The 26,364-nt window shown below is 66.6% G+C and carries 25 protein-coding genes; 7 read left to right on the top strand and 18 right to left on the bottom strand.

Going from position 1 to position 26,364, the window contains the following annotated elements; genetic code table 11:
• Nucleotides 1-107: 107 nt before the first annotated feature.
• Entirely contained in the window at nt 108-875 is a 768-nt protein-coding gene (locus FOC40_RS04360) for a hypothetical protein (protein WP_231126062.1), read from the bottom strand.
• Between the two features lie 201 nt (nt 876-1,076).
• The gene (locus FOC40_RS04355) at nt 1,077-4,103 is read right to left on the bottom strand and encodes a UPF0182 family protein (protein ID WP_003794254.1); all 3,027 of its coding nucleotides are present in this window, start codon (nt 4,101-4,103) and stop codon (nt 1,077-1,079) included.
• Nucleotides 4,104-4,285: 182 nt separating this feature from the next.
• Here FOC40_RS04355 and FOC40_RS04350 point away from each other — a divergent pair, with 182 nt between their 5' ends.
• A complete protein-coding gene (locus tag FOC40_RS04350; protein ID WP_003789996.1) occupies nt 4,286-4,855 on the top strand; it encodes a PPA1309 family protein in 570 nt (189 codons plus the stop codon).
• Between the two features lie 105 nt (nt 4,856-4,960).
• Here FOC40_RS04350 and FOC40_RS04345 read toward each other — a convergent pair whose 3' ends face one another.
• Nucleotides 4,961-6,142, bottom strand: coding sequence for a PDZ domain-containing protein (locus FOC40_RS04345; protein WP_003794256.1), 1,182 nt, complete (start codon nt 6,140-6,142; stop codon nt 4,961-4,963).
• A 136-nt stretch (nt 6,143-6,278) separates the two neighbouring features.
• On the opposite strand from FOC40_RS04345, the gene FOC40_RS04340 reads away from it, so the two are divergent.
• On the top strand, nt 6,279-7,745 hold the full coding sequence (locus FOC40_RS04340; protein WP_003794259.1) for a zinc-dependent metalloprotease: 1,467 nt from the start codon (nt 6,279-6,281) through the stop codon (nt 7,743-7,745).
• A 110-nt stretch (nt 7,746-7,855) separates the two neighbouring features.
• A complete protein-coding gene (locus tag FOC40_RS04335) occupies nt 7,856-8,734 on the top strand; it encodes a hypothetical protein (RefSeq protein ID WP_003794260.1) in 879 nt (292 codons plus the stop codon).
• 1 nt (nt 8,735) lies between these two features.
• Here FOC40_RS04335 and FOC40_RS04330 read toward each other — a convergent pair whose 3' ends face one another.
• Together FOC40_RS04330 and nudC are read right to left on the bottom strand one after the other, a co-directional pair.
• On the bottom strand, nt 8,736-10,751 hold the full coding sequence (locus tag FOC40_RS04330; RefSeq protein WP_081445521.1) for an ATP-dependent DNA helicase UvrD2: 2,016 nt from the start codon (nt 10,749-10,751) through the stop codon (nt 8,736-8,738).
• Nucleotides 10,752-10,777: 26 nt separating this feature from the next.
• Nucleotides 10,778-11,713, bottom strand: coding sequence for an NAD(+) diphosphatase (gene nudC / locus FOC40_RS04325; protein ID WP_003794264.1), 936 nt, complete (start codon nt 11,711-11,713; stop codon nt 10,778-10,780).
• Between the two features lie 36 nt (nt 11,714-11,749).
• On the opposite strand from nudC, the gene rph reads away from it, so the two are divergent.
• The gene (rph, locus tag FOC40_RS04320) at nt 11,750-12,517 is read left to right on the top strand and encodes a ribonuclease PH (RefSeq protein ID WP_003794266.1); all 768 of its coding nucleotides are present in this window, start codon (nt 11,750-11,752) and stop codon (nt 12,515-12,517) included.
• Nucleotides 12,514-13,128, top strand: coding sequence for an RdgB/HAM1 family non-canonical purine NTP pyrophosphatase (gene rdgB / locus FOC40_RS04315; RefSeq protein ID WP_003794268.1), 615 nt, complete (start codon nt 12,514-12,516; stop codon nt 13,126-13,128). Before rph ends, rdgB begins: the two co-directional genes overlap by 4 nt.
• A gap of 75 nt (nt 13,129-13,203) precedes the next feature.
• Here the strand turns inward: rdgB and FOC40_RS10780 are convergent, their stop codons facing one another.
• A complete protein-coding gene (locus FOC40_RS10780) occupies nt 13,204-13,326 on the bottom strand; it encodes a hypothetical protein (protein ID WP_003790010.1) in 123 nt (40 codons plus the stop codon).
• Between the two features lie 251 nt (nt 13,327-13,577).
• Nucleotides 13,578-13,910, bottom strand: a complete 333-nt coding sequence (locus tag FOC40_RS04310) for a CBU_0592 family membrane protein (protein ID WP_003794271.1) — start codon at nt 13,908-13,910, stop codon at nt 13,578-13,580.
• 86 nt (nt 13,911-13,996) lie between these two features.
• Between FOC40_RS04310 and FOC40_RS04305 the strand changes: the two genes are divergently transcribed.
• A complete protein-coding gene (locus FOC40_RS04305; RefSeq protein WP_003794273.1) occupies nt 13,997-14,914 on the top strand; it encodes a LysR family transcriptional regulator in 918 nt (305 codons plus the stop codon).
• A 45-nt stretch (nt 14,915-14,959) separates the two neighbouring features.
• Here FOC40_RS04305 and FOC40_RS04300 read toward each other — a convergent pair whose 3' ends face one another.
• From FOC40_RS04300 to clpS, 4 genes are read right to left on the bottom strand one after another with little or no spacing between them, the layout of a single operon-like run.
• A complete protein-coding gene (locus FOC40_RS04300; protein ID WP_003794274.1) occupies nt 14,960-15,757 on the bottom strand; it encodes an MBL fold metallo-hydrolase in 798 nt (265 codons plus the stop codon).
• Nucleotides 15,754-16,584 (bottom strand): glutamate racemase, encoded by an 831-nt coding sequence (gene murI, locus FOC40_RS04295; protein WP_003794276.1) that lies wholly within the window; start codon nt 16,582-16,584, stop codon nt 15,754-15,756. Before murI ends, FOC40_RS04300 begins: the two co-directional genes overlap by 4 nt.
• Nucleotides 16,585-16,600: 16 nt before the next feature.
• On the bottom strand, nt 16,601-17,173 hold the full coding sequence (locus tag FOC40_RS04290) for a DUF2017 family protein (protein WP_003794278.1): 573 nt from the start codon (nt 17,171-17,173) through the stop codon (nt 16,601-16,603).
• 4 nt (nt 17,174-17,177) lie between these two features.
• Nucleotides 17,178-17,465 carry an ATP-dependent Clp protease adapter ClpS gene (gene clpS / locus FOC40_RS04285; protein WP_003790023.1) on the bottom strand — a complete coding sequence of 96 codons (288 nt, stop codon included), beginning with the start codon at nt 17,463-17,465 and terminating at the stop codon, nt 17,178-17,180.
• Between the two features lie 81 nt (nt 17,466-17,546).
• On the opposite strand from clpS, the gene FOC40_RS04280 reads away from it, so the two are divergent.
• Nucleotides 17,547-18,890, top strand: coding sequence for a nicotinate phosphoribosyltransferase (locus tag FOC40_RS04280; RefSeq protein ID WP_039929223.1), 1,344 nt, complete (start codon nt 17,547-17,549; stop codon nt 18,888-18,890).
• Between the two features lie 105 nt (nt 18,891-18,995).
• Here FOC40_RS04280 and FOC40_RS04275 read toward each other — a convergent pair whose 3' ends face one another.
• From FOC40_RS04275 to FOC40_RS04245, 7 genes are all read right to left on the bottom strand, one after another.
• On the bottom strand, nt 18,996-20,738 hold the full coding sequence (locus FOC40_RS04275; RefSeq protein ID WP_003794284.1) for a DEAD/DEAH box helicase: 1,743 nt from the start codon (nt 20,736-20,738) through the stop codon (nt 18,996-18,998).
• Complete coding sequence (locus tag FOC40_RS04270) at nt 20,735-21,067, bottom strand: DUF3039 domain-containing protein (RefSeq protein ID WP_034464295.1); 333 nt, start codon at nt 21,065-21,067, stop codon at nt 20,735-20,737. The genes FOC40_RS04275 and FOC40_RS04270 overlap by 4 nt, the downstream gene beginning before the upstream one ends.
• A gap of 134 nt (nt 21,068-21,201) precedes the next feature.
• Nucleotides 21,202-21,975 (bottom strand): glucosamine-6-phosphate deaminase, encoded by a 774-nt coding sequence (nagB, locus tag FOC40_RS04265; RefSeq protein ID WP_003790034.1) that lies wholly within the window; start codon nt 21,973-21,975, stop codon nt 21,202-21,204.
• Between the two features lie 75 nt (nt 21,976-22,050).
• The gene (locus FOC40_RS04260) at nt 22,051-22,731 is read right to left on the bottom strand and encodes a copper homeostasis protein CutC (protein WP_039929516.1); all 681 of its coding nucleotides are present in this window, start codon (nt 22,729-22,731) and stop codon (nt 22,051-22,053) included.
• Nucleotides 22,728-23,660: an ROK family protein gene (locus tag FOC40_RS04255; RefSeq protein WP_003794289.1), complete on the bottom strand. Its 933-nt coding sequence runs from the start codon at nt 23,658-23,660 to the stop codon at nt 22,728-22,730. Before FOC40_RS04255 ends, FOC40_RS04260 begins: the two co-directional genes overlap by 4 nt.
• Nucleotides 23,657-25,114 (bottom strand): M81 family metallopeptidase, encoded by a 1,458-nt coding sequence (locus FOC40_RS04250; protein ID WP_003794291.1) that lies wholly within the window; start codon nt 25,112-25,114, stop codon nt 23,657-23,659. The genes FOC40_RS04255 and FOC40_RS04250 overlap by 4 nt, the downstream gene beginning before the upstream one ends.
• Nucleotides 25,111-26,259, bottom strand: a complete 1,149-nt coding sequence (locus FOC40_RS04245; RefSeq protein ID WP_003794293.1) for an ROK family transcriptional regulator — start codon at nt 26,257-26,259, stop codon at nt 25,111-25,113. The genes FOC40_RS04250 and FOC40_RS04245 overlap by 4 nt, the downstream gene beginning before the upstream one ends.
• Between the last annotated feature and the right edge of the window lie 105 nt (nt 26,260-26,364).

The raw sequence follows: 26,364 nt of genomic DNA, 5'->3' as shown, positions 1-26,364 counted from the left end.
CTAGATACTCTAGCGCATCGACCGGGAGGGCACAAACTGTGCGCGGTGATTTACGTCCCAGCGGTCAGTATCTGTCAGCGGGCGGGCGTTCACGCGGCTCGGAGCAGTTACTGGGGCGCGGCGAACACTGACACGTTCGTCGCCTGAGCGGACGAGTTCTTCGGCGCCGCCTCGGACGAAGCACCCTCGGGCGTCACCGCCGGCGAGGTGACGTGGCCGGCCGGGGCCGCTCCTGCGGCAGGGACGGGAGCGCTCATCGCGTAGGGCGAGGGCGCCGGCTTGAAGTCAGGGATCGCGAGCAGGATCGCGGCGATGACACAGACCCAATCGAGCACCCGCATCAGGAGCAAGCGCGCACCCAAGAGTCCGAGCTCATAAATACCGGGCTCAGGCACGAACGCGTAGTACCAGACAGAATCATTGGTAACCAACACGATCGGCGTAACAACAAAGAACAACACCAAAATGACGCATGCGGCAACATAGCGCGCAATGGCAGCACCCTTACGGATATAGAGCACCGCAAGCACGATGACAACGATTTCCATCAGACGCCACAACCAGAACAACGGGTTCGAGAACCGGCTAACGTAATCATCAAGATGATCAAACCGATAGGGAATGAATCCGTGCACCAGGGAGATACTCTGGCAGACGATGAGCATCCACGCCGCAATGCGTCCGCGCATGGATCGCGACGAGCGCGCCGAACTCACTGCGCCGGTGTGCAGGGGCGCCGCGCCAAAAGGATGTGCGGCCGGCGCCACCATCACGGGAGCACCCGTCGGCGCGGGCAGCGACGAAGCTTCCGCCGGCTCCTGGCTCGGCTGAGGCACGCCCGAGTGCGTAGCGAAGGGATTATTGGGCAGAGTCATCGTATTCCTTCCACGATGTCGATGGATCCCAGGGACAGATGCCCTCACCATAGCAACGACGCACCAAGGCGAGCCGGTCAACAACTCATGCTGGGATAAGCTCCCCCATCCAGTTGTTGCCGCAAACCACAGACGACCGCGCGCCCGCCCCCCACGACATGTGATCGGCGGGACCGGGCGCGCGGTGGCTTCCGTCAGCGGTTATGAGCCGCTTTGTGCACCGCTCGTGGCAGATGGGCTCGGGCTGGGCGTCGGCGTGGGCGTCGCCGCGCCGAGCTCCTGCTGGGCGGCCTCGGCGCGGGCCAGGGCGTCGCGCAGGCGCGTCTGTGCCTGGCCGAAGGCGGTCCAATCGGACTTACTCATTGCTGAATCGGCGTCACGCATGGCCTGAGCGGCATCGTTGATGGCCTGCGTCAGGCGGGCGTTCGCGTCGCCCGAGGCGGCCGGTGGGGTCGCACCCGACTGGCTGCCGTCGTCGCTCGCCGGCGGCGTCTGCGGGGTCTGCGGCGTCGTCGCACTACCATCGTCGGCGACCAGCTGGCGCAGCGATTCTTCCAGGGTCGGTGCGAAGCCGACCTTGTCGCCGAAGGCCGTTAGGACGGAACGTAGCACCGGGTAGGACGCCGAGCCCGTGCCCTGCACGTAGACAGGCTGCACGTAGAGCAGGCCGCCGCCGACCGGCAGGGTCAGGAGGTTACCGCGGATGACCGTGGAGTCAGCCTGGTTGAGCAGGTTGAGCTGGGTCGCGATCTTCTCGTCCGAGTCGTACTTGTTTTGCACCTGGCCGGGGCCGGGAACGGTCGTCGACGACGGCAGTGCGAGCAGGCGCAGCTTGCCGTATCCCTCGCGCACCTGGCCGGGGGTGTTACCGGTCTCGGAGTCGACGGCGAGGAAGCCCGCCATGGCCTCGCGCCGGCCCTCGCCGCCGCCACCGGGCACGAAGACCGAGGTCAGGGAGAACTCAGCGCTGTCCTGTCCGGGCATCTGCATGGTCAGGTAGTACGGCGGCTGCAGTGCGGTCGGAGCGGGCACGGGGTTGCCCGCCGCGTCCACGCGCGTGGAGGAGTTGGAGCTGGAGGCAGCGCCGTGGGTGGAGGTCTCCTCGGCCAGGCGCCAACGGTCGCCGCCGGAGTAGAAGCCGGCAGCGTCGGTCACGTGGTACGTGGCGAGCAGGTTGCGCTGAACCTTAAACATGTCCTCCGGGTAGCGCAGGTGGCTCATGAGATCGCCCGAGATCGCCGAGACGGGCTCCACGCTGCCGGGGTAGATCTTTTCCCAGGTGCGCAGGATCGGATCCTGGTCATCCCAGCGGAACAGGCGCACGGAGCCATCGTAGGCGTCGACGATGGCCTTGACGGAGTTACGCATGTAGTTGATCTTGTTGGCCTGGACGTACTGGCCGACCTCAGTGGAGCGAGAGTCCACGGTGGCATTCGAGAGGGTCTCGTGCTGCGCGTACGGGTAGTTATTCGTGGTCGTGTACGCGTCGACGACCCACACGAGGCGCTTGGGGGTCGACGGGTCGCCGTCCATGTCGACGACCGCCGGGTAGGCGGACTGTTCGAGCGTCAGGTAGGGCGCGACCTTCGCGACGCGCTGGAGGGGATCGCGATTGTAGAGGATCTGCGAGGCCTCGTTCGTCTGGGAGGAGAAGAACAGGTCTGTGGATGCGAACTTGATCGCGTACAGGAGCTTGTTCCACACGTTGCCCACTGAGGGGCCGCCGTTGCCGACGAAGGTCGTGGATACCTGGCCGCCAACCGCGGTGTCGTCCGGGTAGTCGAGCTCCTGAGGCTCGGAGCCCTCGGGGGCGCCGACGATCGAGTAGTCGGGCGAGCCGGGGCTGAAGTAGACGCGCTCCTCGTAGTCACCCATCTCGCCGACGGAGGGCACGGACTGTTCCCAGTATGAGGGCAGGCCATCGCTGGTCAGCTGGTTGCCGTATGCGGCGACCGCGCCGTAGCCGTGGGTGTAGACGGTGTGCTGGTTAACCCAGGTCTGCTGCTCGGCGGACAGGCCTGAGAGGTTGAGCTCGCGCACAGAGATCACGGTGTCGCGGCGCTCCCCGCCCACGTTGTAGCGGTCGACCTTCATGCCGGAGTTGAAGCCGTAGTACAGGCGAGACTGCTGGAGCTGCTGGACAGTCTTTGTGATGACCTGCGGGTCGAGCAGACGCACCTGGGAGGTGAGGGACTCGGTGTCGAATTGACCGGCCGAGGCCGTGGTGGCCGCGTCGTAGTTCGTCTGATAGTCGACGTCCTGCAGGCCGTAGGCGGCCAGCGTGGCGTCGATGTTGCGCTGAATGTAGGGAGATTCAAGGCTGCGCTGGTTGGGGCGCACGCGGAACTGTTCGACGAGGGCCGGGTAGGCGCCAGCCAGGATGAGGGCGGCGATCACCGTCACCGCGACGCCGGTGACAGGCAGGCGCCACGTGCCCTTGAAGGCTGCGACGACGAAGAGGACAGCAACGAGTCCGGAGATGACCGCCAGGATGGAGTGCGCGGGCAACGTCGCGTTGATATCGGAGTACATAGCGCCATGAATGGAGCCGGAGTCCGAGGTGAGCAGCTCGTAGCGGCCCAGCCAGTAGTTCGCGGCGATGAAGAGCGACAGGCAGGCGGCCATCAAGCCGGACTGCAGGCGCGCCTGCTTCGAGGCGTGGGGGCGCGGTGCCAGGCGGATCGTTCCGTACAGGTAGGACACGATGAGGGACGCGATGAGGGCGATGGCGGTGACGGTCATCAGGAAGGATACGAGGACCTTCAGTGCGGGCAGGACGAACACGAAGAACGAGATGTCCAGACCGAACTGAGGATCAACCTGATCGAAGGAGGAACGGTTGAGGAACTGGAGCAGCGTCTGCCACTCCGTGGCCAGACGAGCGCCGTTCGTGAAACCGAAGAACAGAGCGACGCCCCAGAACGCGAGTCGGCGCACGGGCTCGAGAGCCTTCTGGTAGGCGCGCAGGGAGGCCGACGCCTGCCCGCGCGTCGAGGACGCGTGATGCCGGTACGCGTAGGCCATCGAGAAGAAAATGAGGGCCGCTGCCACGATGAAACCAACGACGAACAGGCCGATGTGCGCGCCCCACTGGGTAAGAATGACACGGGTGGCGCTCATCTGGCGGAACCACAGGATCTCGGTCCACACGACAGACGCGGCGTAGATGATGGCGCCGATCGCGATCAGGACGCCCAGAGTGATCGCTCCGGGGCCGGGCTTACGCATCTTCAGCTCGACGGGTGGGCTATCGGGGTCTCGGGGCGCACGCGCTCCCCCCGGTGGGAAGACCGAAAAATTGAAGCTCACGGCAGTCCTCTCTGTAAAACCGATCAGCTCCGATCCAGTGTAGCCGCGCACATGCACTTCTTCGTCTCTGTCTTATTCGCTCTCCGTGAGATTATGGGGGCATGACTGTTGAAATGATGCCGAGCGCGCGCGAGATCGCGCTGGCCAACGTGGTTGTCGATATCGAGAAGGGCGCGGCCCGCGTGGGCTGGGATCACGCCCCGTCCATCTACGCGCTGGTACCGACGGCGATGCTGCTGGCCGACCCGAATCTGCCTGCTGACATTGCCGAGCAGCTGCGCACTGGTTGGGATGGGACCGAGGACCACCTGAGCGCGATCATCCAGGAGGACCTGGCTGACGACGACATTGAGCAAGTTCTGGCGCATCTGGCCTGGCCCGAGACCGTTCCGGGTGCCGCACTGACCGTCGAGCGTATCGTCGTTCCGCCGGAGGTCGAGGACGAGGCCCCCGAGGACCCCGACGAGGCCCTGGCCTTCATCTCGAATCACCCCCTGCGAACGGACGTGCGTCTGGCCGTTGGCGTGATGCGTACGGGCGAGTCGTGGTGCGCTCTGCGTACCCGCGCCTTCGACTCTGACGACAAGGTCGGGCAGGGCTCGGCGCTCGTCCCCGCGCTGGTGGATGCCCTGCGAGCATCTCTCGAGCCGGTGACGGACGAGCAAGCCTGACAGCGTGAAGAGGCCCCGGCCTCGTCCGGACCAGATGGACGAGGCCGGGGCCCTTTGTCGCCCACCTGACGAAAGTCGGTGGGCGGGCTTGAGAGCGCCCCCGCGCTACTGGCAGGTCGGCAGGGCATCCCCGGTACCGTCGGCGATGGAGCGCACGGCGTTCACTGCCTCGTCGAGGGTGGACACCGAGACGACGCGCAGCCCATCGGGGACGTGTCCAACGACCTCGTTACAGTTCTCGGAAGGGGCGAGGAACCACTGGGCCCCGTCGCGGTGCGCACCCCACAGCTTCTGCTGGATGCCACCGATACCTCCGACTTGCCCGTCGTAGGACATGGTTCCAGTGCCCGCGATGACGTTGCCGCCGGTCATGTCACCGGGGGTGAGACGATCGATGATACTCAGTGAGAACATCATGCCAGCACTCGGGCCACCAACGCCGTCGATGTTGACGGTGATGTCGACGGGCAGGGCGGGGTCGACGGAAAGATAGACACCGAGCTTGGAGCCGCTCTCGGTGGCGGACGCGGCGACGGATGCGAAGGAGACGTCCTGCGTGGCACCTTCTCGCTCGATCGTCAGCGTCATCGTGGAACCGGCCGGCACCGAGCGCATGAGTGCGAAAGGAGTTGCGGCGCTGGTGATCTCGTGGCGCACGCCGTCAGGGGTCGTGATCGCGCGGAGGATGTCTCCCTGTTGGACGATCCCTTCCGCGTTGGTTCCATCGACCGCGCCCTCAATCGTGACCGTCGCGGGAACCTCCCACCCAAGGTACTCCAGGGCAGCGACCTGGGAGGTCGTCTGCGAGTTGCGCATCATCGCCAGCTGCGCCGTGCTCGACCGTTCCTGTGTCATTCCCTCGGGATACACCGACTCGTAGTCCACGATCTTGCTGTGCGGGTCAAAGTACGCGGCGATGAGCTGCGCGAAATTTAGGCGAGACTGGGGGTTTCCCGATTCGGAGACCGTCACCATGCGCAGCTGCCCCTGCCCCGGCTTCGCGGGCGCCTTGTACGAGGTGGACTGAGGCTCGTCCTGCTGGATCGGTTCACCCGTTGCGGGGTCGGTTCCCTCGATCTGGAGCATGGGAACACCCTTGTCGGATCCCAGCACATTGAAGGTCGGGCCGGGGCTGTTGACCACGAAGGGAACGGGGATCCAGAAGAGGATCGCCACCATGGCGAGCACGGCGAGGACCGCCGTGACGATCCGCCAGCTGACGATGGGGATACGCCGGGTAGAGTCGTCCTCCTGCAGGGGGACCAGCTCGATATTCTCCGAGGTCATCTGCGCATCGTTCACCGTGTCATTGTGTCCCACCCGCTCCCCCAGTGCACGTGCGCCGCGCGCCACCCCTTCAGCTCTCAGCGTTTTTGCAGAAGATTGTTAGCCCCCGCGAACAACGGGCGGCTAGTCTGTGGTCATGAACGAGTTTGACTCCGGCACCCCGTTTGAGGACTTCCTGCGCTCGATCCTGGGCGAGGAGGCGGCAGCTGAGGCCGCGCGCGCCCTGCAGGCTCAGGGTTTCGATCCTGCGAATCTTCCCCCGGAGTTTTCCGATCCCGCGCGTATGCGCGCGGCGATGGGCCAGTTCCAGTTCCTCATGAACACGACGGCCGGCCCCGTCAACTGGCGCATGGTGGAGGACAGCGCGAAGCAGGCAGCGTACGCGAGCGGCGACCCCTCCCCCACGGCCACGGAGGCCGAAGCCGCCCGTCAGGCGATGACGGTCGCGGACCTGTGGCTCGACGCGGTCACCGATTTTGCCTCCGGCCCGGTCACCCGCGACGTGTGGAGCAAGGTCGCATGGGTCGAGCACACGATTCCGTCGTGGAAGCGCATCTGCGAGCCCGTCGCACTCAACGTGTCGCGCGCCCTGTCCGCCGCCCTCTCGGAGCAGTTCGGTTCCGAGGGCCTGGGGGACGCAGCCTCCCTGCCGGACGGCATGGCTGCGATGCTCGGTAAGACACAGGAGATGATGCCGCGCCTGTCGGCGATGATGTTCTCCGCGCAGATCGCACGCGCACTGGCAGCCTTGGCCGGCGAGTCGTTCGGCACCTTCGACACAGGCATCCCCCTGTCGGACACGTCGCATGCCGCCCTGCTGCCGCACAACGTCGCGCAGTTCTCCGAGGGGCTCGACATCCCCTTCGATGAGGTCCGTCAGTTCCTCGCCGTTCGCGAGGCGGCGCATCGCCGACTCTTCGCCTCGGTCCCGTGGCTGGAGGGCGACCTGGTGCGCGCGGTCGAGCGCTACGCATCCCAGATCGCGATCGACACGGAGGCGATTTCCGAGGCGGCACGCTCGGTGGATCCCTCGGATCCGCACTCGGTGGAGTCTGCCCTCAGTGGCGGCGTGTTTGCGCTGTCGACGACGCCCGATCAGCGCCGTGCGCTCACGCGCCTGGAGACGATGTTGGCCCTTATCGAGGGCTGGGTCGAGGTCGTGACAGCCCGCGCCACCCTGCCCTACCTGCCCCACGCGGACGCGCTACGCGAGATGATGCGTCGCCGCCGCGCGTCGGGTGGCCCCGCGGAGGAAATCCTCGGGACACTCATGGGTCTGCAGATGCGCCCACGTCAGGCGCGCGGCGCCGCGTCGATCTTTGCGCTGGTGGAGGCCGACGGCGGGCGCGACGCTCGCGAGGCCCTGTGGTCGCACCCGGATATGGTTCCCTCCGAGACGGAGCTGGCCACGCCGGACACATTCCTGGCGCTGCGCCGGGCTGCGGCCGAAGAGGACGCGGATATCGACGCCGCCCTCAACTCGCTCCTGGATGGAACACTCGGCTGGGCAGATGGGCTGGAACCCGGGGACGAGGCCTCGGCCGGCTCGGATGACGAACCCGAGAACCCCGAAGCGTCCAACCCCAAGGATGCGACAGACTGATATATATAAGAACGATCTGACAAGTTATCCACAGATTTTCCAAAACGCCACACAGTCGACACACATAGGTTCATCATGTCTCTAACAGTCACAAACTGAAGGAGACCATCATGAACCTGATGCATCACACGGCGATCCTGTGGCGTGGTCCGGGCAGCGTCCAAATAGGTGGCGACCGCGCCCGACACGTGCGCCTCGACGACCTGCACGCAAGCGACCAGCTCTGGCTCGCCAGCCAGGCCGGGCCCGTTCACGCTTCGGACTCTCCCGAGGCTTCCCCCGACCTCCTCGCTGCGCTGGCCGCGGCGGACCTCATGGAACACCCCGACCGACGCCCACTCCTATCCGTAGGAGTTCTCGGCGCGGTACCAGCCACTGTCCTCGCTCTCCGTTCGCTGGTCGACACCCTCGCACTGTGGCTCCGTATCGACGCGCCCACCCTGGTGGACGGCGACTGGGATCATGTGTTCGGCGGCACCTACACGGGCACGCCGCGCTCGCGTGCGGTGCGCCGAGAACTCGCCTCACTGATCCCGCTGCCCAACCTGCACGCCCAGGACACGCCGGACGTCGCCCTCGTATCAGCGGATCGGGCGCAGGACCCCGGCATCCCCTTCGAGCTGATGGCCGCAGACACGCCCCACCTGCTCATCACGCGCGGAGAGCACTCATACGAGATTGGGCCGTTCGTGATTCCCGGCTCCACGCCATGCTTCCATTGCATCGAGCACGCGCGAGCCGAGCAAGATCCCTACCACCTCACCCACCTGCGAGAACTCGCCCAGTGGCCACTCGGACCGCTCCCCCAGCTGGCACACTTCGCAGCCGCCCTGCGGATTGCCCGCCTGCTGCGCGACTTCGCTGCGGGGGCACTCACCCCGCACCTGTGCGCCGAAATCGCCACGGTCGACGAGGACGGAACCATCGCCGTCGAACGCGCGATCGGCGCCCACGAATGCGTCTGCGGCATCGACGGCGTGGCCTGCTAGCTCAGGCCCCTTCGTCGACGATGACCTCTTCGCCGCGCACCAATGCGAGCACCGGGGCAGCAAAGCGTTGCACCTTCACGTCACCGATGCCACGGATGACGCGCAGCTGCGTCGTGTTCTTTGGCATGGCCTGGGCAATGTCGCGCAGGGTCTGATCGGTGAACACGGCGAAAGGTGGCACGCCCGCCTGGCGCGAGACCTCGAGACGCCACGCCTTGAGGCGCCCGAAGAGCTCGATCACCTGGGGCGAGGACTCCTCTTCGAAGGCCTGGTTGAGGGCGCGCGTGGAGGCGCGCGCCCTCTTCTTCGGCGCGCCCACGCCCACTTCCTCGGGCCAGATGCCGTCGAGCAGGCGGCTACGATGACGCTTACCTCGCCCGTCGGCGCCCCGCGAGCGCGCCCACGACAGGGTCAGCAGGTCGCGGGCACGGGTGACGGCCACGTACAGCAGGCGGCGTTCCTCCTCGCGGGCGGCCGCAGTCTTTGCGTACGAGATCGGGAGGAGGCCTTCGGCCACGCCGACGAGGAAGACAGCGTCCCATTCGAGGCCCTTGGCGGCGTGGATCGTGGCCAGCTCGACACCGGCCTTGTCCGGTTCGACCTGGTAGGCGACCCGTTCGTCGAGCTCCGCCACAAAGGCGGCGAGCGTCTCCGCCTTGCTGTCGTCCGCCCAGCCGACGATCGCGTTCATGTTCGACCAGCGCTCGGACCCCGCCTGGCCAGAGGGTGCCTCGGGTGCCCAGCCAACGCCCGAGAGGACGTCACGCACGATCTCGCCCACGCTCCCGTCGTCGGTGGCGGCCGCCGCCGCGGCCCGCAGGCGCGAGATTGCGGTACGCACGTCATCGCGGGCAAAGAAGGGCTTTCCCCCGGCGACGGCGATGGGAATACCGCGCGCTCCCAGGGCCTCTTCGAAGGCCTGGGACTGGCCGTTCGTACGCATGAGAACTGCGATCGAGTGAGGCGCCATACCGCCCGCGATGAGGTTTGCAATCGAGGCTGCGACGCCCTCGGCCTCGGCCCGATCGTCGTCGTAGGTGCGGTAGGAGACCTGGGCGCCGCCGTCGCGCTGGCTGGATAGGCGCACCGTGCCCTCGCGCTGGCTCGAGCGTGCCAGGACGTCGTTCGCCAAGCTCACGATCTGCGGGGTCGAACGGTAGTCGCGGGTCAGCTCGACGATGCGTGCGCCCGGATGCTTGCGTCCGAAACCTGTCAGGTAATCCGGGGACGCTCCCGTAAAGGAGTAGATCGTCTGCGCGACGTCGCCGACGACGCACACGTCGTGGCGCCCACCCAGCCACAGGTCGAGCAGGCGTGCCTGGAGGAGGTTGACGTCCTGGAACTCATCGACCACGAAAGAGCGGTACTGCTTGCGCACGATCGAGGCGACATCCGCGCGTTCCTGCAGCATGCCGCACAGGTAGATGAGGATGTCCTCAAAGTCGATGACGCCGCGTTCGTTCTTCGCGTCCTCATACACGTCGAGGAGGCGCGCCATGTCGCCTGCATCCAGCCCGGCGGGCACATCGCGGCGCAGGCGAGCCACGCGCGAGGCGTAGTGGGCGGCATCGATCATCGAGACCTTCGCCCATTCGACCTCGGCCGCGATGTCGCGAACGTTCGTGCGATCGATCGTGATCCCCAGGCGCGCGGCGGAAGCCGCGACGAGGGAGGCCTTGTGCGGGATGACGTCGGGCAGCGGACCGCCCACGACGGTGGGCCAAAAATGGCGCAGCTGGCGCAGCGCGGCGGAGTGGAAGGTGCGCGCCTGAGCCTTAGGAACACCCAGCTGGGCCAGGCGGTGACGCATTTCGAAGGCCGCGCGCTGCGTGAAGGTCACGGCGAGCACGTTGGATGGGTCGAAGGCGCCAACGTCCGCCCCGTACGCGATGCGGTACGTGATCGCGCGGGTCTTGCCGGTGCCCGCACCCGCCAGGACGGCGAGCGGGCCAGCGACCTGCGTGGCGACGGCGCGCTGATCGGGGTCCAGGGCCTCCAGCAGTTCCTCGGGGTTCATGGTCCCCATTGTTCCATCGCCCATGCTCAGTTGCGTCCCGCGCCGTCCGGGCCGCTCGGCAGCTCCTCGCCGTACCACTCCCGCAGCAGCGCGTAGGCGATCGAGGCGCGACCGGGTGCGCTGATCTCCCCGTTATCCAGCGCGCGGGTCAGCTCGTCGCGGCTGTAGAAGCGCGCCCACTCGATCTCCACACCATCCGCCTGCGGGGTGGGGCGCGGTAAAGCGGTGCGAGCCCGGTAGCCCATCATCTGTGAACGCCCGAACGGCCACGGCTGCGTCGCGACGTAGGTAGGCGTCTCGATGTCGACGCCCACCTCCTCGGCGACCTCGCGGGCAACCGTGATGTCCGGGGACTCCCCGGCCTCGACGTAGCCGGCGATGATCGACACGAAGCCGGGCCGCCACAGGGCGTTGTGCGCCAGGAGGACGCGCCCATCGTGATCCTCAACGAGGACGATGATCGCCGGGTCCTGGCGCGGATATTCAAGCCGATCGCACGCCTCGCATCGCGCGGCCCATCCGCCGGACACCAGCTGCACCGGAGCCCCACAGCGCGGGCAGAAGCGGTAGTTGGCGTGCCAGCCCGCGAGCGCGAGCGCAGTCACCGCGAGGGCCGCGTCGTCACCGTCAAGCTGCCACCCGACCGCGCGCAGATGCTCCCAGCGTCCCCAGGCCTCGTCCCGACTCACCTCGATCGCGACGACGGAGCGTCCCTGCGCGACACCGATGAACGAGGCCGTCCCTCCTTCAGCAGCACGCACGGCCTCGTCCCCACTCAGGCGCCGCAGGACAGGGGCTCCCGAGGGGGATGCCTCAACCTCGTCAAGGAGAACGAAGCCGGCACCGTCCACGAGAATGACATCGGCCTCACCGGCGCGCACCAGGGCGACGGGAGCCACGGATTCACGCAGCGCGACGGCCGCGTCGACGTGACCGCGGACGAGAGGTAGATCAAGACTCATAACTCCACGGTAACGCGGTGGGCTACCCTAGGCACTATGACAAATACTCCCCTGCGCGCCGATGGGCGCACCCCGTCCCAGCTCCGTCCCGTGTCCATTACCCGCGGTTGGTCGGGCACCGGTGAGGGTTCCATCCTCATCGAGTTCGGCAACACCCGCGTCCTGTGTGTTGCGTCTTTCACCGAAGGCGTGCCGCGTTGGAAGCGCGACTCCGGCGAAGGCTGGGTCACCGGCGAGTACTCGATGCTTCCGCGTGCAACCGAGCAGCGCTCCTCCCGAGAGTCCGTCAAGGGCAAGGTGGGCGGCCGCACTCAGGAAATCTCGCGCCTCATTGGCCGCTCCCTGCGCGGCATCGTCGACGTCTCCGCACTCGGCGAGAACACCATCGTCCTGGACTGCGACGTTCTGCGCGCCGACGGCGGCACCCGCACTGCAGCGATCACGGGCGCTTACGTGGCCCTCGCCGACGCCGTGAGCTGGGCGAAGGAGCAGGGCATCCTCAAGCCCTCAGCGAAGGTCCTCACCGACTCGATCTCCGCGATCTCCGTGGGCGTCATCGACGGCACCCCCATGCTGGACCTGCCCTACGTCGAGGATGTGCGCGCCGAAACCGACATGAACGTCGTTCAGACGGGCGACGGTCGCTTCATCGAGGTGCAGGGCACCGCCGAGCACGCTCCTTTCAACCGCGACGAGCTCAACGAGCTGCTGGACCTGGCAACCCTGGGTAACGCCCGGCTTGCAGAGGCGCAGAAGCTCGCGCTTGAGGCTCCCCTCATGGAGCGCGTCGAGGTGCGTCCGTGAGCGCGCGCCTGGTCTTCGCGACCTCCAACGCGCACAAGGTCAGCGAGCTCGAAGCCATCCTGGCCCCCGCATGGGAGGGCTTCGAGGCCGGCTGCGTGGCGCGCATGAGCGATTTCGACGTGGCTTCCCCGGTCGAGGACGGTGTGACCTTCGAGGAGAACTCCCTCATCAAGGCCCGTGCGCTGGCTCGCGCCACCGGTCTGGCTGCCATCGCCGACGACTCCGGTATCACGGTGGACGTTCTGGGCGGGGCGCCCGGTATCTTCTCCGCGCGATGGGCCGGCTCCCACGGGGACGATGCGGCGAATCTGCGTCTGCTCATCGATCAGCTCTGCGACGTTCCCGACGCCCATCGCGGAGCGGCATTCGTGTCGGCCGCTGTCCTCGTCACCCCGGACGGTCGCGAGTTCGTCGAGCGCGGCGAGGTGCGCGGCACCCTGACGCGTTCCCCTTGCGGCGAGGGCGGGTTCGGCTACGACCCGATCTTCGTCCCCGAGGGCTTCGAGGTTACGACCGCTCAGATGAGTGCGGATCAAAAGAACGCGATCAGCCACCGCGGCATCGCCTTCCGAGCCCTCATGCCCCACATCGTGGAGTACCTGCGCGGCTGAGAAGCACCGCAGACACAAATGTGCCGGGCACCCGAGGGTGTCCGGCAGATTTGTGTTGCGCCCGCAGGCGCGCCATCAACGGGCGACGAGGTTACCGAAGATGGGGCGGTCCATCGAGAACTGCAGGGGGTTGCGCTGTTGGCGCCACCTGCGGTGATGGGTGAGGCGACGAAGGAGTGATGCGACGAAACGAGACATTGTGTGCTCCTCTTTGAGTACAGTGCGATGGATCTGTCACCGCGTCATACTGACATAGTGCGCCTCAAAGCCCGTTTTTTCCATCGATGTTTTCTTATTTTTCTATGAAGAGCATCTTACGGACTTTTCCTTGGTACAGCTTGGAAACTTCTTGACCAAAGAGGGTTACTTCTCTTAAGTAATCAGCAGGTGGATACGGTGAGGGGGCAGGCCCACGGCCTGCCCCCTCACCACCCCAATTCAGCGAAGAGTCAGCGAGCGCGCGCCAGGCGCGCACGACGCGGCAGGTAGCGGCGCACGTCGAAGAAGCGGACGACCTGCATGATGCGGCGCGCGAGGCGGTCGCGCACGCGCCAGATCATGGTACATCCGACGCCGATAAAGATGGCGTTCGTCAGGAAGGACGGCCACGCGCCGGTCGAGGCGCAGGCGATCGCCAGCAGGATGCAGCTGGAGACGTTCAGCGAGTGGTAGCGCAGGGAGTCAGGAGCGAAGCGCTTGGAGGAGACGAGGTAGTAGGCGGCGATGGAGGCGGCGGCGCCCACCCAGCCGAGGATCGTGATTGCGAGAGAAAAGATCGTCATGACTCATATGATGCACCTTCCGCTAGTCAAGCACAATTGAATGGTTCTATAGTTATCTTACAGTTTCACTTAACGAAGGAGTTCGCGTGGATATCGACCCTCGCCGCCTGCCTTTCCTTCTGTCCGTCGCGCGTGAAGGCGGCATCGTTGCCGCCGCCGACATCCTCATGGTCTCGCCCTCGGCAGTGTCCCAGCAGATCCAGAAACTTGAGGAGGAAGTCGGCCTCAAGCTCGTCGAGCGCACCACGTCCGGCGCGATTCTCACCCCGGCCGGCACGATCGTCGCCGAGGCCGGCGAGCGCATCAACGCCGATATCGAGGAAGCCCTCAAGGCGCTACGTCCCCTCACCGGCCAGGTGACGGGAACGGTCACCATTGGGGCGTTCCTGACGATTTGTCGCTCCACCCTCATCCCCGCACTCCCCGACCTCGCGGACGCCCTGCCCGGCGTCGACCTGCGCATCGAGGAAACAGAAGAGACCCCGGGCATGGCCGCGCTGCGCACCGGCCACTACGACATCCTCGTCATCGAACGAGACGAGGACCCGGGCCTCGCCCCTCGCGGGTACACGGACGTCCCATTCCTCGACGAACCCTGGATGCTCGTCACCCCGGACTCCGCTCCCCCGATCGGCTCGATCGAAGACCTTGCGGACCTCACCTGGCTGCGCGTCAATCCGGGCAGCAGCGGCGACCACGTCATGCGCCGTATCACGAAAGCATTTCCGGACACACGCTGGGCGCCTCACCTCTACACGACTTACGAGGCCGCCCGCGCCCTCGTACGCGCCCGCACGGGCTCGACGATCCTGCCGGCCATGGCGCTGGCCGGGGCCCACACGGAGGGCATGCGCATCACCCCGCTACCGTCGCTGGGCACTCGCAAGATCCTGCTGCGCCACAAGAACCACGGTTGGTCCGAGGCGTCAGGCCCCGCGCGCGTGGCCACATACTTGGCGGAGTGGAAGCGTCACAACGCCTCATACTCGACATCCGGCGACTGACCGAGGAACCACCTCGCCTCACCCATCGGTGGTGCGAGGGTCGGCTCAGAGGCTGACCTGCATCCCGGAGGTCGCGAAGTCGAGGGGACCCGACCAGGTCTGTCGCACTTCGGAGGCCACCCGATCGCGGGGCGTCCACGGCTGGATGTGGGTCGCGATCATGCGGCCCACTCCGGCTCGCGTGGCGACCTCACCCGCACGCACGCCGTCCATGTGCATGTCGGGCTCGGTCACGTCGCTCGTGAAGCCGACCTCGCTGAGGAGAACGTCAACGCCGCGCGCCCCCTCGATGATCGTGTCGCACAGGTCGGTGTCCCCCGTGTAGAACAGCGACACCAGGCGCTCAGGATCATCCTCGGAGGGCCCCTCGATGCGCAGGCCAAATGCCTCAACCGGATGCAGAGCGCGGTAGGGGCGAATCGTCATGGGACCAACCTGGTAGGCCTCGCCCAGCTGCATGTGGGTGAAGACGAATTCAGCCTCGTATGCCTCGCCGTCCGGGGCGTCTTCGATCTGGCGTACGCGACGCATCGTCTCAGCGGGACCGTACAGGGGCAGCGCAGATGCGGCCGCCCCCGGGCCCCACTTGCGGTAGACCTGCAGGGAGATGATGTCGCCCATGTGGTCGGCGTGACAATGGGACAGCGCCAAGGCGTCGAGCTCACATGGGAACACGTGCGCCCACAGCGCGCCGAAGGAACCGGGACCCAAGTCGCACGCGAGCGAGAAGGTCCGCTCCTCCCCCGATCGAGGGTCCAGGCCTCGGGCCTGAACAAGGTAGGACGAGGCCGGTGACTCCGGGCCAGACATCGAACCGGTAGCGCCGATGACAGTCAACTTCACGCGATACCACCGCCGGTGTTCACGCGGGCAACGGAGCCCACCTCGGGGCCAAGGAAACGGCGAGCCAGGCGCGGGAACAAGTCGGAAGCGCCCGTGGCCAGGAACTGGTGCTGCGGCCCATCACCCGCGGGCCACGGGTCGTGAAGGAGCCCGCGGTCCACGAGCTCGTTATAGGTAACGTTCGCGGTCGCCTCCGAGGAGGTCACGAGCGTGACTCGCTCGCCCATAATGCGGCCGATAACACCGGTGAGCAGCGGGTAGTGCGTACACCCCAGGATGAGCGTGTCCACACCCGCTTCCTTCAGCGGCGTCAGATACTCGCGCGCCACGGCCTCGATCTCCTCGCCCGTGGTCACCCCGGCCTCGACGAAGTCAACGAAAGCGGGGCAGGCCTGCTGGCTGACCGTCAGCCCGGGGACGGCTGCGAGCGCGCGCAGGTACGCCTCGGACTGGATAGTGGCCTTCGTACCGATGACGCCCACGTGGTGGTTACGCGTGGCGATAACGCTCTGGCGTGCCGCCGGGGTAATGACCTCGACGACGGGGATCCCGGCATCGATCCAGTAGCGTTCCCGAGCATCCGCAAGCGCGGCGGCCGTCGCCGTGTTGCAGGCGATGACGAGCGCCTTCACTCCGCGCGATGCCAGCTCGTCGAGGGCGGAGAGCGTCAGCGAGCGGACCTGCGCGATCGCGCGCGGGCCGTAAGGCGTGTGCTCGGTGTCGCCCAGGTAGATGATCTCTTCGTCGGGCAGCTTGTCGATGACTGCGCGAGCCACCGTCAGCCCACCTAGGCCCGAGTCGAAAATTCCGATCGGGGCGTTGTTCATGTATCGACCTTATGCGTTACTGGGAATTATTGACGGCTTCTAGGAGTGAGTCCTGCCACCATGTGATGAGCATATAGATGGCTGCGACGGTTTGCGAGCGCTCCCCCGTCGGCTCACTGAGCGCCAATTCTTCGATGCGCCGAGCGTCGTGTGAATCCGATAGGTCCAGCTCACCGGCTAAGCCGAGCCTAATGTCATTGAGCGCACCCAGCCAGGACCACACGGCCTCGGGCTGGATCCTCAGGGTGTCGCTCTCACCGTGAACGATGTGGTCAAGATCGCCGACGATGGCACGCAGACGGACGGACTTATCGGTGCGCAGAGAATCCTCGGTGAGGGCGCGCAGGCGGCCAGCATCTTCGTCATCCTCGCTCATCGAGGGCAGCAGCATACGCAGAGTGCGTTCGCGGGGTTCGTCTCGGCGCTGCTCGGTCTCGGTGGCGGCATTCACCATGGACGAGGTCGCGGCGTACTCACCGGGATCATCCAAGACAACGAGAACCTCCGTGGCCAACTGGCGCAGGAGGAGCGCCTCGCCGTCGCTCATCGACGAGGCATAGACACCGTCTCGAAGAGCGAACCCTTCCATATCCTCAGTCCCGGTCCTCTTCGATGGTGGCGCGCAGACCGTAGGAGTGCATAGCCATGACGTCCGCCTCGATGCGTTCGCGCACGCCCGTGGAAACGGTGGCGCGCCCGCGCGTATGAACGGCCATCATGAGTTCCTCAGCGCGGGCGTTGGAATAGCCGAAATACTGGCGAAACACAGCGCTCACATAGCTCATGAGGTTGACAGGATCGTCCCACACGACGGCACGCCAACGCGGCACCGCGGTGGGTGCCTCGTGCGTGCGGGACGCGGGTTGGAACATCGTTGTCATACGTCAACACTAAGACGTATTTGGGTATCAGGGAAGGAAATTCGCACCCCGGTGACACGCTTCTCAGGGTAGGCTCACAGTATGCCTGCATCGACATCTACCTCATTGCTGACCGATATGTACGAGCTCACGATGCTCGACGCCGCCCTGAAGGATGGCACCGCGCATCGTCGCTGCACGTTTGAGCTGTTTGGGCGCCGCCTGCCCGCCACACGACGCTTCGGCGTTGTCGCCGGCACCGGCCGCATTCTCGAGGCCCTGGAACGCTTCGAGTTCGACGCTGAGCAGATCGATTGGTTACACGACCAGGGGATCATCTCCAAGGAGGCGGCACAGTTCCTGGCTTCGTGGCGTTTCACGGGCGACATCTGGGGCTACGCCGAGGGCGAGTGCTACTTCCCCGGCTCTCCCCTGCTGACCGTTGAGGGCACGTTCGCGGACTGCACGCTCCTGGAGACGCTGCTCCTGTCGATCCTCAACCACGATTGCGCGGTGGCTTCCGCCGCCTCGCGTATGACAATCGCCGCACACGGACGTCCCTGCATGGACATGGGTGCTCGCCGTGCCCACGAGCGCGCCGCGGTCTCCGCCGCCCGCGCCGCCATCATCGGCGGCTTCCAGGGCACCTCCGACCTCGAGGCAGCCAAGCGCTACGGCATCCGTTGCATCGGCACAGCCGCCCACGCGTTCACGCTCCTGCATGACACCGAACGCGACGCCTTCGACTCTCAGGTCGCCAAGCTGGGCACGGGCACGACCCTGCTCGTGGACACCTACGACATCAGGCAGGGCGTCATCAACGCGGTCGAGGCAGCGCGTGCTGCCGGCGGCGAGCTGGGCGCGGTGCGCCTGGACTCCGGCGACCTCGTCGCTGAGGCGTTCAAGGTGCGCGGACAGCTCGACGCGATGGGCGCGACCACCACGAAGATCACGGTGACTTCCGACCTGGACGAGTACGCGATCGCCGCCCTGGGCGCGGCCCCCGTGGACTCCTACGGCGTGGGCACCAAGCTCGTGACGGGCTCGGGCGTCCCGACGGCCGCCCTGGTCTACAAGGTTGTCCAGCGCGAGGATAGCAACGGCCAGATCGTTTCCGTGGCCAAGAAGGCCGAGTCGAAGTCCACGGTCGGCGGACGCAAGGTTGCCGGCCGCGTCATGGGCGAGGACGGCTACGCAACCGAGGAACTCCTGCTCGTTGGCATGTCCTTCGAGGAGGGCCAGGCTCTACTGGCCGAGCGGGGCGCCCGCCCGCTGCAGGTCCAGCTGGTCCGCGGCGGTCAGATCGACACCGAAGCCTGGGGCCCCGAGGCACTGTCCCGCGCCCAGGAGCACCACCTGCGCGCCCGCAACGAGCTGCCCTACCAGGCGTGGCGCCTGTCCGAGGGCGAGGTCGCAATCCCCACGCGCTACGAGCAGGTCGACTGACCCCCACCTCTCACTGAACGAAGCCCCGGCCTCGTCCTTCTCTCGGAGGGATGAGGACGGGGCTCGTTATGCATCAGGGCGCGGACAGTGCTGCGGGAGTGCGCGTCAGTGGCGGCCGACAAACCACTCGCGCAGCAGGGCGATGCGGGCCTCGATCTGCTCGGTCGTGGCCTGGGCAACCTCGGGGCCGCCGCAGCGCGAACGCAGGCGCGAGTGAATGGTCGCGTGGGTCTCGCCGGAGCGGCGCGACCACGTGGAGACCAGGTGCTGAAGCTCCTTGCGCTTGGCGGCACGCAGCTTGTGGGCGGGGATGCCGGCATTCTCTTCGCGCATCTTCTGCGCGGCGCGGGTCTTCTTCTGCGCGGCAACCTGGTCGGCCTGGCGAGCGCGCAGCAGGGTCGTCACCTGGTCGGCGTCCAGCAGGCCCGGAATACCCAGGTATTCCTGCTCTTCCTCGGAGCCTACTTCGGCGCCGGCGCCCCATGCGGCACCGTCGAAGAGGACCCCGTCGAACTCGGCGTCCGCGCCCAGGACCTCGAACTGGGAGAGCAGGTCGGAGGAAGCTCTCTCCTCGCGGTTCGCGGCCGCGACAAGCGCATCCTCAGGATTCCACATGTCGTCTTCGCTGGCCTCGTCGCGCTTGGGGCGATCCAGCGCATGGTCGCGCTCGACCTCCATGCCGCCGGCGAGCGTCAGCAGGGGTACAACGGAAGGGATGAAGACGGTGGCCGTCTCGCCGCGACGACGGGCTCGTACGTAGCGGCCGATGGCCTGAGCGAAGAACAGCGGCGTGGAGGCGTTGGTCGCGTAGACGCCGACCGCGAGGCGGGGCACGTCGACGCCCTCGGACACCATGCGCACGGCGACCATCCACTTGTCGGTGGAGTCGGCGAACTCGGAGATGCGGTCGGAGGCATCCGCGTCGTCGGACAGGACGACCGTGGGGGCCTTGCCGGTGATCAGGCGCAGGTGGCGGGCGTAGGCGCGTGCGTGCTCCTGGTTGGAGGCGATGACAAGGCCGCCCGCGTCGGGCACGGCGCGGCGCACCTCTTCGAGGCGCATATCGGCGGCGCGCAGGACGGCGGGAATCCACTCGCCCTTGGGATCCAGCGCGGTGCGCCAGGCCTGCTTCATCATGTCCTTGGTGAGAGGCTCACCCAGGCGGGCGCTCACCTCGTCGCCCGCGCTGGTGCGCCAGGCCATCTGCCCCGAGTAGGACATGAACAGGACGGGACGAACGACGCCATCCTTGAGGGCGTCCCCGTAGCCGTAGGTATAGTCGGCGCGCGAGCGTCGGATGCCCTCCTCGTCCTCCTCGTAGGTGACGAAGGGAATCGGAGAGGTATCGGAGCGGAAGGGCGTACCCGTCAGTGCTAGGCGCCGCGTCGCGTCCGTGAAGGCCTCGCGCACGCCATCGCCCCACGACAGGGAGTCGCCGGCGTGGTGAATTTCGTCGAGGATGACGAGGGTACGGTAGGCACGGGTGCGCGCCGCGTGAACGGCCGGGTTGGAGCCAATCTGCGCGTAGGTGACAGCCACGCCATCGAAGTGCGAGCCGGCCACGCCCTGCGAGTTCGTAAAGTCGGGGTCGATGTGGATGCCGAAGCGCGCGGCGCTCGAGGCCCACTGTCCCTTGAGGTGCTCGGTGGGGCACACGACGGTGAGCTTGTCGACGATGCCGCGGGCGATCAGCTCGGTCGCAAGCGTCAGGGCGAATGTCGTCTTACCTGCGCCCGGCGTTGCGACAGCCAGGAAGTCACGCGGGGACGTCGCCATGTAGCGATCCAGGGCAGCAGCCTGCCAGGCGCGCAGCCTGCCAACGGGTGCGCGCCGGGTCGTCTCGCTCACTTGTCGGAGCCCTTTCCGCCGTCGGAGAAGGGCCAGTTACGCCCGTTCTTTCCCATTGAGTCACGCAGCTCCTTGCAGGTGGGGCACACCGGGTACTGCGAGGCGTCGCGGGTGGGAATCCACACCTTGCCGCACAGGGCAACGACGGGCTGCCCCGTCACCATGGACGAGTTCGCCTTGTCCTTGCGCACGAAGTGGGCGAAGCGGTCGCCGTCCCCGCCGGTGCGCTCCTTGCGGGTCTCGGTACGCTCCAGCAGGCCGGTCGAGGACGCGGTGGAGGGACCGGAGGGCGCGGAGGGACCGGTGGGTTCGTCGAGGGCATTACGCATGGGGTCCATTGTACGTGCCGAGGTGTGCTTCCAACGGGTGGCACGCGTGCGCCGGGAGCGAAGAAGCGACGCTCACAATAAGGCCCCGGCCTCGCATTGACGAGGCCGGGGCGAAGTCGGGTGGGGAACCTATCTCACAGGTGTTCCTTCTCCCAGACCTCCCTGTAGAAGTCTGCGAGCTCGAGCTTGGAGGCGGCGGCCTCGTCGAGGAGCACGGTGACGTCGGGGTGGTGCTGGAGGATGGACGCGGGCCAGCGCTGGGTGACGCCACCCTCGATCATGGCCTTGACCGCGTCGGCCTTGCCTTCACCCGTGGCGATGAAGATGTGGGCGCGCGAGTCCATGATCGTGCCCAGGCCCTGAGTCACGCAGTGCGTGGGGACCTGGTCGATGTCGCCATCGAAGAAGCGGGCGTTGTCGCGGCGGGTCTGCTCGGTCAGGACGCCCACGTGGGTGCGCGACGCAAGGGTGCCGCCGGGCTCATTGAAGCCGATGTGGCCATCAGAGCCGATGCCGAGGACCTGAATGTCGATGCCGCCGTCGGCCTTGATGGCCTCGTCGTAGGCGGCAGCGCCGGCCTCAAGGTCATCGCACCAGCCGTCGGGTCCGTGTGCCGCACCCTCGGGCATGTCGACGAGGTCGACGAGGTTGCGGTGGATGAAGTTCGCGTAGCCCTCGTAGTGGTCGCGGGGCAGGCCCACATACTCGTCGAGGTTGTAGGAACGAACCTGGGCAAAGGAGATCTGACCGGCCTCGTAGCGGCGCACGAGCTCTGCGTAGAGCTTGAGCGGCGAGGAGCCGGTGGCCAGGCCGAGCACGAAGTTCGGCTTAGCGCGGTACACCTCGAGGATGCGGTCCGCTGCGAGGGATGCGATCTGATCTTCGTCGTTGAAAATTCCAATTCTCATGTGTTTAACCTTACACGGCTGACGTCGATTTATCAGACGAATCGACGAAGATTTTTTGGAAACGTGTGAGCTGGGTTATCCGTGCAGGGCAGCGACGATTCGCTCGACCTCCGCCTGATCGGTTCCTGAGGTTCCGGGAGCGCGCATGTGGACCTCGCGTGCTCCCGAGGCAGCCACGACCTCGGCGACGTTATGAGCGCGCAGGCCACCCGACACCAGGATGATGATGTCGTCTCCCCCGCGCTCGACGAGACGGGCGAGGGCGTCCGGCTGCGCGACGGCCGGATCTCCACCCGTCGTCAGCACACGGTCGTAACCGAGTTCCATGAGAACGTCGAGACCGCGATCCTGATCCGCAACCTGGTCGAAACCACGGTGGAAGGTCAGCGGCGCGTCCTCGGCTGTGTCCCGCAGGCGCGCGGCCGCGTTCACGTCGATCTGCCCGTCGCGGGTAATGACGCCAACGACGAAGCCGAGGCGCACGTCCGATCCACGACCGATCGACGAGAGGGTCACGATATCGGAGGCGATGCGATCGACCTCTTCGCGCGTATGCACGAAGTCCCCGGGGCGCGGGCGCACGAGCACCTGAACGCCACCAGCGGGCGCCACCTCAAGGGCGGCGGCCACCTCGTCGAATGCGGGGGTCAGGCCGCCGCACGATAGGTCGGTGCAGATCTCGATGCGATCCGCTCCCCCGTCGCGCGCGCGGCGCACGCCCACGGCATCTTCCACGCAAATCTCTACAGTCGTCACGGCTGCCACCTCTCGTAGCACGTCGAGCCGCCCACGCGGGCAGCGAGGATCGCGGCGCCCCAGCGACCACCCGCACCCCCGAGGGATGCGCGGACGATCTCGGGAGCGTCACGGAATGTCAGCATCGAAGCGAATTCCTCGCGCAGCGGCGCCAGCAGGTTCTCGCCCGCGTGCGACAGGCCGCCGCCGATGATGATGCGCTCAACGTCGACGGTGAGCGTCATGTGGGTGAGAGATAGCGCGAGTGCACGAACCGCGGTGTCCCATACCTCGGTCGCGACCGGGTCGGTACCGATGCCGGCCTCGACGGCCTTCGCACCGATGTCCTCTCCGGTCGCCTGCTCGTAGCGTCGGGCGATGCCCTTCGCCGAGGCGTAGACCTCCAGGCACCCACGCGACCCACAACGGCAGGACTCACCACCGGGGAAAACGGGCGCGTGCCCGACTTCACCGGCGCTAAACGTCGCACCACTCCACAGGTTGTCACCGAGCATGAGGGCCACAGAGATGCCGGTACCGATGGGCATCATGAGGAAGGAGGAAGCCCCTCGGCCCGCGCCGAGGAGTCCCTCAGCCAGGCCGGCGGCGCGCCCGTCGTGCATGAGTGCAGCAGGTACGCCCGTGGCGTCCTCGACCGCGCGGGCCAGCTGGACGCCGCGCAGCTCAAGGTTCGCCGCATACACGACGATCCCGCTCTCCTCATCGACGAGGCCGGGGCAGATCAGGCCGAAACCGACCAGTCCCGGATAGTCGCTCGCGAGTCGCGCGCCGATTCGTCCCACCTGCTCGGCCACGGCCTCGCGGTCCGTCGGCTCGTTTCCCTGAGTGAGGATCGCGCCCGCCTCATCGACGATCATCCACTTGATGGATGTGCCGCCGATGTCGATGCCCGCAAATACCGGGCCCGCGGAATCCTTGACGGCGCTCATGGTACGACGACCTGAGCATTCAGATCGGGATCTGCCATATCCGGATCAAAGGGGAACATCGGGCGCTCAATCTTGTGGTGACCGAGGCGGATGAGGTCCTGATCAACGCCACCGGGGGTCAGCGCCATGAGCCAGCCCTTCTGGGTCTCGTACAGGTCGGGCTCCAGGTAACCGATCTTGACGACAACGACGTCGGCGGTGGTGATATCCACGCCAAGCAGCTCGAACTGGCTGTACATCGTGTACTGATTGCGGTTCGTCGTAATGATGAAGCGCAGGCCGCCCGTGCGCAGCAGCGCGGTGTGGCCACCCATCGGGTCGTCGGCGAGGGCCTCGACCGTGGCGTGGACGTTCAGCGGGCCAGGCTCGCGGGTGTCAATGTGTCCACCGACCTCGAGGTCGACCTCGGCGCCGACACCAGCCTCCCACGCAACGGCGGCCGCGGCAGGATCGATGATCGAGGCGTAGATGACGTCGAGCGTCGCCTCCTGGACGGGCTTCCACGCGAGCAGGGCCGCGAGCGCGACCGTCACGTCGTCGGCGCCGCCGGCACCCGGGTTGTCGCCGGAGTCCGAGATGAAGAAGGGCTTGGGGCCCTCCTCGGCGGCTGCCAGGCACTCTTCCATGGAAGCAACGGGGGCCACAAACTCGAAGCGGTCGTGCACGTCCCAGAAGTACTGGCCGATGCGCTCGGCCTGTTCCTTGACGAGCTCCGCGTCGTCACCCGTGACGACGACAGCGCCCTTGCAGCGCGGCTGGTCAGCCCACGCGAAGCCGATCCAGATCGCGGCGTCCAGGATGCCGTCCATCGCTTCGATGGGGTCGATCATCTTGTAGAGGGACTTGGCGGGTTCGATGCGGGTCGAGGTCTTCTCGCCCGGGAGCAGGACGGGGACGTGGACGAGGGCCTTGACGGGCTTCGGCTGGCCGTTGAGGAGGCGCATGCCCAGGTTGTATGCGGCGCGACGGCGCGACTCGAGAGCGTCCTCATGGGGTGCGAGGCGGTAGCAGGTGAGGATGTCGCAGCCGTCGAAGAGGTCCTGGGAGACGTTTCCGTGCAGGTCCATCGAGGCGCTGACCATGGGATCGGGGCCGATGACGCCGCGGATGGCGTTGATGAGGTCGCCCTCGGCGTCGTCCATGCCCTGGACACTCATGGCGCCGTGGATGTCGAAGAAGAGGCCGTCGAGGGGGCCGGCGGCCGCGAGGCCCTCAAGGATCTCAGCCTTCCAGGCGTCGTAGGCGCCACGCTCGACGACACCGCCGGGCAGGGCGCGCGAGTGCAGGACGGGGATCCACTCGATCTGGGTGGCCCAGTCCTCGTCGCGCCAGTAGAAGCGGTCCATCAGTTCCTCGCCGCGGGTGACGATGAAGTCGTCGGCGGTCGAGATGTAGGGGGTGAACGTCGAGGATTCGATGTGGATGCCGGCAACCGCGATGCGGGGCTTGGTCATGAGCGATTCTCCTTTGAGATCTTCGAGGGGGTAAGTGTCGAGAGCCCCCAGAGCGCCGCTTCGCGCCCTGATCGAGACGATTCGATCACGAGGTGTTCCATGATCGAGGGGAGGCAGGATTGGTGGAGTGCGGCGCGCACTCCGGCGGTGAAGGCGTCGACGGCGGAGAGTGCTCCACCGACGATGACTCCCTGGGGTGCCAGGAAGGACACGAGGTGGGCGACGCAGTGGCCCAGGAGGGTGCCCGCCTGGCGGATGGCCGTCGCAACTTCGGGGATACCGTCGCGTGCTGCGGCCAGAAGCTGTGCGTTGTTCTCATAGACGAGGCCTGCTGCGGCCAGGTCTGCTCGGATCGAGTCGGCGGACGCGATCGTTTCGAGGCATCCGACGTTGCCGCACTTGCAGGGGCGGCCCGCGGCGGCCTCGACGGGGATGTGCGAGATATCCCCGGCCAGTCCGCCCTGCCCCACCTGCGGCACGCCATCGACGAGGTAGGCGCCGCCGATGGCGGAGCCAGCCTTGACGTAGATAAGCGTGTCGATGGGGGTCACGCCCTGAAGTCGACGGCGGTAGACGGATTCGCCGATGGCTCCCGCGCGCGCGTCGTTCTCAATGAGGGCGGGCAGGCCGCACTGCTCGGTGACGGCCTCGGCGACATTGATGCCGTCCCACCCGGGCATACGGGCGGGGCGGATCACGCGAGAGCGCTCCGCGTCCACGGGACCAGGGACCGCCAGGGCAATGCCACCGACCCGCACGCCGGCAGCTTCTTCCTGGCGGGACACCTCGTCCATGACAGCGTCGAGCACCGCCTGGGGCCCTTCCGCAATGTCGATAAGGAGGCTCAATGCCTGCCCGACTCCGCGGGTGGGGTCCGTCAGGGCAATGAGGCCGTGGTGGGCTCCCAGCTCGACGAGGGCGAGTGCTCCGGCGCCGTCGGAGGTGACGAGGCGGCGTGCGCGCCGCCCACCCGTGGAAACAGAGTGCTCCGCTTCCGCGATGACCCCGGCTTCGACGAGGCGAGACACAGCGGCCGACACCGTTGATGGTGCGAGGCCCGTTTGCTTGACAATCGCGGGCCTGGTGTCCGCTTGACCGGACCCAATCAGCGTAAGGATGGTCTCGTCGACATCGTGCGTGGCCATGACACCTCCTCTAAGTACGCATGCAGTAACGACAACGTTACACTGCGCTCATCGTTGAGAACATGATTCATTATGCCCCACCGAAGAAAGTCTTACACTTCTTTC

This window comes from Schaalia odontolytica (assembly GCF_009730335.1).
GTDB classification, from domain to species: domain Bacteria; phylum Actinomycetota; class Actinomycetes; order Actinomycetales; family Actinomycetaceae; genus Pauljensenia; species Pauljensenia dentiphila.
The sequence above is the reverse complement of the archived record's forward strand: the minus strand, read 5'-3'. Positions and strand labels throughout refer to the sequence as shown.